We start from the raw sequence: 6112 nt of genomic DNA on the forward strand, positions 1-6112 counted from the left end.
AACGCAGTCCCGGTCTTGATCCGGGACCTCCAGGTCAGCCTGCGCTAGCGGTACATCGGCGGTCGGGCGTCCATCCATGCGCCGTTCTCACGCGCCGAGGCAACAGCCGTATGCACAGCCGCCATCGAGCGCACGCCCGCCTCGGCGCCGGGCAACCCGTCGCGTGTTTCACCGGCAATGGCGTCAGCGAGATCGCAGTAGATATTCGCCACCGCCAGCGGGAAGCCCTCAGGATGGGCGATGGAGACCCGGCTGAGGCGTTGCGCGTCCGCGTGCAGGCCAGCCTCGCCCTTTTCGATGATCTGGGTGCGCTCGCCGACGGGCGTATAGATCAGCTGGTTCGGCTGTTCCGAGGCCCAGCGCAGCCCGCCGGTTTCGCCAAATATCTGGATGTCGAAGCCGTGTTGCCGCCCGATCGCCACCGACGAGGTCCAGAGCCGCCCGACAGTGCCGCCAGACATGCGGAAGTTGACCATAGCGTCGTCTTCCAGCTCGCGCGAGGCGATGGTCGAGGCGAAGTCGGCCGAGAGCGTTTCGACCTCGTCGTCGCAGACAAAGCTCGCCATGTGCAGCGCATGGATGCCGCAGTCGGCGAACTGGCCCGACACGCCCGCCATTGCCGGATCGTAACGCCAGCGCACGCGCGGGTTGTCGGCGTCGGTGGCGTCACCGTGGTGGCCGTGGCTGAAATTGGTGACCACCAGCCGCACCTTGCCGATCTCGCCATTGCGCACCATGGCGCGGGCCTGCCGCACCATCGGATAGGCGGAATAGCAGTAGTTCACCGCGCAGACCTTGCCGGACTTCTCGGCCACGCGGACGATCTCTTCGCCTTCCTCGACCGTCATGGTCATCGGCTTTTCGCAGAGCACGTTGAAGCCTTCCTCAAGGAACGCCTTGGCGATTTCGAAGTGGGTGGCGTTGGGTGTGGCGACCGTGACAAGGTCGATGCGGTCATCACGGTTCTTTTCGCCCATCAGCATCTGTTTCCAGTCGCCATAAGCGCGGTCGGACGCGATCCCCAGCCGCTGCGCATAGGCGCGGCCTTCCTCGGGGCGGTGGTCCAGTGCGCCGGCGGCGAAGTTGAAACGTCCGTCCGCCTGTGCGCCCAGCCGGTGCGCCGGCCCGATCTGGCTGCCTTCGCCGCCGCCGATCATGCCCCAGTTCAGTTTTGCCATGGTCCTGACCCTTATTTGAAGCCGATGGATTCGAGGTATTCGCGGTTCTTGCGGGCATCGCCCAGCGTGTCCGGATTAAGAGTCGGGTCGCAGTCCTGCTCGACCGTGCACCAGCCCTCAAAACCGTTGTCCAGAAGCACCTTGCGGACGGCGGGGAAGTCCACGTCGCCTTCGCCGAGATTGCAGAAGATGCCTTGACCGCAGGCGTCGTAGAAGCCGGTGCGATTCTCAATTACCCGGGCCTTTACCTGCGGATCAATGTCCTTGAAGTGCATGTAGGAAATGCGCCCGATGAACTTCTTCATGAAGGCCACCGGGTCGAAGCCTGCATAGGAATGGTGGCCGGTGTCGAAACATATCTTGAGGATGGATTCATCGACTTCTTCTAGAAGGCGCTCAAGCTCCGGCTCGAAGTCCAGGAAACCCGCGGCGTGGGCGTGGATGCCCACGGTCAGCCCGTAGTCCTGCGTGCCGATCCGGGCACTTTCGGCGATGCGGTCGCGGAAGGCGCTCCATTCTGCCTTGTCCATCTGTTCGGCCTCACCCGCGCGGCCCGCTGTCGGCGCGCGGCGCGGCGAGATCGAATCGATCAGCACAAGGTGCTCCGCCCCGTGTGCCCTCAGCGCTTTCGCGGTGCGATGCGTCGCGTCCAGCACGTCATCCCAGGCGTTCGGATCGTGAAAAGGGCGAAAGACAACGCCGCCGATCAGGTCAAGCCCGTTGGCCTCCAACTCCTCACCGAGCACTTCCGGGTCCTCGGGCATGAAGCCGACTGGCCCTAGCTCGATCCCTTTGTAGCCGGCGTCCGCGCATTCCTTCAGCACGTGCTGCCAAGTGGGGTTGCGCGGATCGTTCGCGAATTCGACGCCCCATGAGCAGGGCGCATTGCCTATTCTGATGGTCATGTTCAGGGGGCTCCCGTCAGAAATCCGAAATGTCTGTCCAGGCCCCGGCGTCTGCCGAAGCCAGCGTTGCGGCGATCACGCGGTTGACCTCGTGCCCGTCGCGGAAAGTGGGCCACTTCGGCTTGCCCTCGGCAATGGCGGTCAGGAAGTCCTTGGCCTCGATGATGATCTGATCCTGATAGCCGGTGCCATGGCCCGGGCCCTGACAAAAGGGTAGGTAGTCGGGGTGCTCGGGCCCGGTGAGGATCTTCGTGAAGCCGCGTGTCGCGTCCGGCCCCTCCATCCGGTACAGCCAGAGCGCATTCTGATCCTCCTGGTCGAAACGGATCGCGCCTCTGGTCCCGGTGATTTCGTAGGCGTAGCCCATCTTGCGCCCGGTCGCAACGCGGCTGAAATACATCTGACCCATTGCGCCATTTGCGAAGCGGCACATCAGTTGCGCGTGGTCGTCATTGGTGACCGCGCCGCCGGGGCGCGTCTTGTGCACAGTCTGGTACATACCCATCACCCGCGCGATCGGTCCGATCAGCGCCAGTGCGCCGTTGATCATGTGCGGGGCGAGGTCCCCCATGGTGCCGTTGGCCATGCCGGAGGTGCGCCAATTTGCGGGTGCCTGCGGGTCGGCGAGGAAGTCTTCGGTGTGTTCCCCACGAAACCAAGTAATTTCACCGATCTCGCCGTCGGCGATCAGCTTCCGTGCGAACTGGCTGGCCGGAGTGCGAATGTAGTTGAAGCCCACCATGTTGACCGCACCGGCGGCCTCGGCGGCGGCGACCATGGCGGCACTGTCCTTCAGCGAGGCGCCCAAGGGTTTTTCGCAAAACACCGGCTTGCCGAGGGCAAAAGCGGCTTCGGCGATCTGGCGGTGGGTTTCTTGCGGGGTGGCGATGACCACGGCTTCGACTTTCGGGTCTGACACCAGATCCCGCCAGTCGACAGTGCCGCGCGCATAGCCATAGGCCGCGCGATAGCGCTCGGCGCTGTCGGATGAGGAGGCGCAGACAACTTCAAGCCGTGGCCGAAGGACGGTGTCGAAGGTCGCGCCGACAGAGGACATGGCAACTGCGTGTGCCTTGCCCATATAGCCGCCGCCCAGAATGCCGATGCCGATCTCGGTCATCATTTCCTCCCCATCGCGTTCCCGTCAGCATTCAGCGTCGCGATCAATATTGCAACCGGTTGCAAAATCACTAGCGTGAGTCTACACATGCCGCAAGCGGCAATCGCTTCACAGTGATGAATTCTTGGGGAGAACCAGCGCAGATGACAATGACCAAGGGTTTCATTCGGCTGACCACAGCACAGGCGATTATTCGTTGGCTCGCGAACCAGTATATCGAGATCGACGGCATAGAGCGGCGCCTCTGCGGTGGCGGTTTCGGCATCTTCGGTCACGGCAACGTCACCTGTCTCGGGGAGGCCCTGTACGGCGTGCGCGAGGAACTGCCGCTTTATCGCGGGCAGAACGAGACCAGCATGGGGTTTGCCGCTGCCGGATATGCCAAGCAATGGCTGCGCCAGCGCTTCATGTTCTGTACTGCATCGGCCGGGCCGGGCACGGCCAACCTGCTGACGGCCGCCGGCCTAGCCCATGCCAACCGCCTGCCCATGCTGATGCTCTGCGGCGATACCTTTCTCACGCGGCTGCCCGATCCGGTGTTGCAGCAGATGGAGAACTTCTACGACCCGACCGTCGGCGTGAACGACGCCTTCAAACCGGTCAGCCGCTACTGGGACCGCATCTGCCACCCGGCGCAGGTTATCCAGTCGCTGCCCGCCGCCCTGTCCACTATGCTGGACCCGGCCGATTGCGGCCCAGCCTTTATCGGTTTGCCGCAGGATGTGCAGGGCTGGACCTACGATTATCCCGAAGCGTTTTTCGCCAAGAAAGTGCACCGCATCAGACGGCAGTCACCCGATGCCGCCGAGATTGCCGACGCGGTCGCGGCTTTGCAGAACGCCGAACGCCCCATGATAATTGCCGGCGGCGGGGTTCAATATTCCCGCGCGGTCGACACGCTAACCGACTTCGCCGAGAAGCACCGAATTCCTGTGGTCGAGACCATCGCGGGCCGAGCCAACATGCTGGCGAGCCACCCTTTGAACACCGGGCCGATAGGCGTCACTGGGTCGGACAGCGCCAACGCGGTGGCCGAACAGGCCGACGTGATCCTCGCGGTCGGCACCCGATTGCAGGACTTCACAACGGGGTCCTGGACGGCCTTCGCCAAGGATGCACAGATCATCTCGGTCAATGCGGCACGGCATGATGCGGGCAAGCATATGTCTTTGCCCGTGGTCGGTGACGCGAAGCTGTCGTTGAACGCCCTGACGGAGACACTCGACTACACCGCGCCCGCCGACTGGGTCAGCTTCGCGCAGGACGAGCGCCAGAAATGGGACGCCTATGTTGCCGAAAACGTCAAACCCGGCAATCGCCCGAACTCCTATGCGCAAGCCATTGGCGTGGTGAACAGCCTGTGCGACACGCGCGACCGTGTGGTCGCCGCCGCCGGGGGGCTGCCCGCCGAAGTCACGGCGAACTGGCGCACGCTCGACACCGGTACAGTGGACGTTGAATTCGGCTTTTCGTGCATGGGTTACGAAATCGCCGGCGCCTGGGGCGCACGCATCGCGCAGATAGAGCAGGAGCCTGAGCAGGACACCATCACCTTCTGCGGCGACGGGTCTTACATGATGCTGAATTCGGACCTCTATTCCAGCGTCCTGAGTGGCAAGAAGCTGATTGTGCTGCTTCTGGACAACGGGGGCTTCGCGGTCATCAACAAGCTGCAAAACAACACCGGCAACGAAAGCTTCAACAACCTGCTCAAGGATTGCCCGACCATCCCCCAACCATTCGGCGTGGATTTCGCGGCTCATGCGGCCTCGATGGGTGCCGGGGCTGAGAAGGTCGCCAATCCGGCAGAACTCGGCGAGGCGTTCAAGCGCGCCAAGGCTTCGGACAAGTCCTATGTCATCGTGATGGACGTCGACGCCTATGAGGGCTGGACCACCGAAGGCCACGCCTGGTGGGAGGTCGGAACGCCACATGTCACCGACAGTGACAGGGTGCGCACAGCGCATGAGGACTGGGAAACCACCCGCGAACGTCAGCGAAGGGGCGTGTAATGAGTGCTTTGATCAAGGGTATCCGCAAAGGCAATTTCGCGGTCTTTGGCCGGGCGGGCATGGACATGTTTGCCCACCCGCCGGGCACCAAGGCCGAGCATGCCCAAACGTTTCGTGCCGATCTGGGCGGATCGTCCGCCAACATCTGCGCCGGGCTGTGCAAATTGGGAATGCAGTCGGCGCTGGTCACCTCGGTCAGCGACGACAATGTCGGGCGCTTCTGCACCAACCGCCTGCGACACTACGGCGTCGACACGCAGTACGTGAAGGTGCTGGCGGGCGAATATCGCGTTTCGCTGGCGGTCTACGAAAGCACGATGGATGACTTCCAGAACTGTATCTACCGCAACAACGCCGTCGATTTCCAAGTGACAGAAGAGGACGTGGACCGAGTTGATTACATGAGTTTCGGCGCGCTGATCACCGCAGGAACCGTTTTTGCCGCAGAGCCTTCGCGAAGTTCAACCTTCCGCGCTTTCCAGAACGCGCGGCAGGCCGAAATCCCGGTGATCTTCGACATCGATTACCGGCCCTACAGTTGGCCCTCACCCGAGGTTGCCGCCGAAGTGCTGACCCGCGCTGGCGAGGAAAGCGACATGATCGTCGGCAACGATGAGGAGTTCGGCTTCATGGCCGGCGGCATCGACAAGGGGCTGGACAAGGCCCGGGAGTTGGCCACCAAAGGCAAACTGGTGGTCTACAAGATGGGACAGGCGGGCGCGATCACCTTCGCCGATGGTGAGGAGATCCGCACCGGCATCTATCCAGTCACTGCCGTCAAGCCCAACGGCGCGGGCGACAGCTTTATGGCCGGTCTCCTCGCGGCCATCGCCGAAGGGCGCCCGCTGAAAGACGCCGTGCTGCGCGGCTCGGCCTGCGCATCGATGGTGGTCAGCC

At 63.1% G+C, this 6112-nt stretch carries 5 protein-coding genes; 2 read left to right on the plus strand and 3 right to left on the minus strand.

Annotated elements, in window-relative coordinates; translation table 11 throughout:
* Positions 1–44 precede the first annotated feature (44 nt).
* Genes AC04PT_RS19385 through AC04PT_RS19395 form a run of 3 tightly spaced genes read right to left on the minus strand, consistent with a single transcriptional unit; the run spans position 45 to position 3203 of the window.
* Entirely contained in the window at positions 45–1178 is a 1134-nt protein-coding gene (locus AC04PT_RS19385; RefSeq protein ID WP_482875441.1) for a Gfo/Idh/MocA family protein, read from the minus strand.
* Between the two features lie 11 nt (positions 1179–1189).
* Positions 1190–2083 (minus strand): TIM barrel protein, encoded by an 894-nt coding sequence (locus AC04PT_RS19390; RefSeq protein WP_482875442.1) that lies wholly within the window; start codon positions 2081–2083, stop codon positions 1190–1192.
* Positions 2084–2099: 16 nt separating this feature from the next.
* A complete protein-coding gene (locus AC04PT_RS19395) occupies positions 2100–3203 on the minus strand; it encodes a Gfo/Idh/MocA family protein (protein WP_482875443.1) in 1104 nt (367 codons plus the stop codon).
* Positions 3204–3352: 149 nt separating this feature from the next.
* On the opposite strand from AC04PT_RS19395, the gene iolD reads away from it, so the two are divergent.
* Complete coding sequence (gene iolD / locus AC04PT_RS19400; protein ID WP_482875445.1) at positions 3353–5215, plus strand: 3D-(3,5/4)-trihydroxycyclohexane-1,2-dione acylhydrolase (decyclizing); 1863 nt, start codon at positions 3353–3355, stop codon at positions 5213–5215.
* Positions 5215–6112: PfkB family carbohydrate kinase (locus AC04PT_RS19405; protein WP_482875444.1), on the plus strand; the 898-nt coding region annotated here is incomplete at its 3' end. The genes iolD and AC04PT_RS19405, both read left to right, overlap by 1 nt.

Source organism: Litorisediminivivens sp. KMU-197 (assembly GCF_056858395.1).

Excerpts from the sequence above, each read along its gene's own strand:
- AC04PT_RS19385 (WP_482875441.1), bottom strand. The coding sequence starts at position 1,178 with ATGGCAAAACTGAACTGGGGCATGATCGGCGGCGGCGAAGGCAGCCAG.
- AC04PT_RS19390 (WP_482875442.1), bottom strand. The coding sequence starts at position 2,083 with ATGACCATCAGAATAGGCAATGCGCCCTGCTCATGGGGCGTCGAATTC.
- AC04PT_RS19395 (WP_482875443.1), bottom strand. The coding sequence starts at position 3,203 with ATGACCGAGATCGGCATCGGCATTCTGGGCGGCGGCTATATGGGCAAG.
- iolD (WP_482875445.1), top strand. The coding sequence starts at position 3,353 with ATGACCAAGGGTTTCATTCGGCTGACCACAGCACAGGCGATTATTCGT.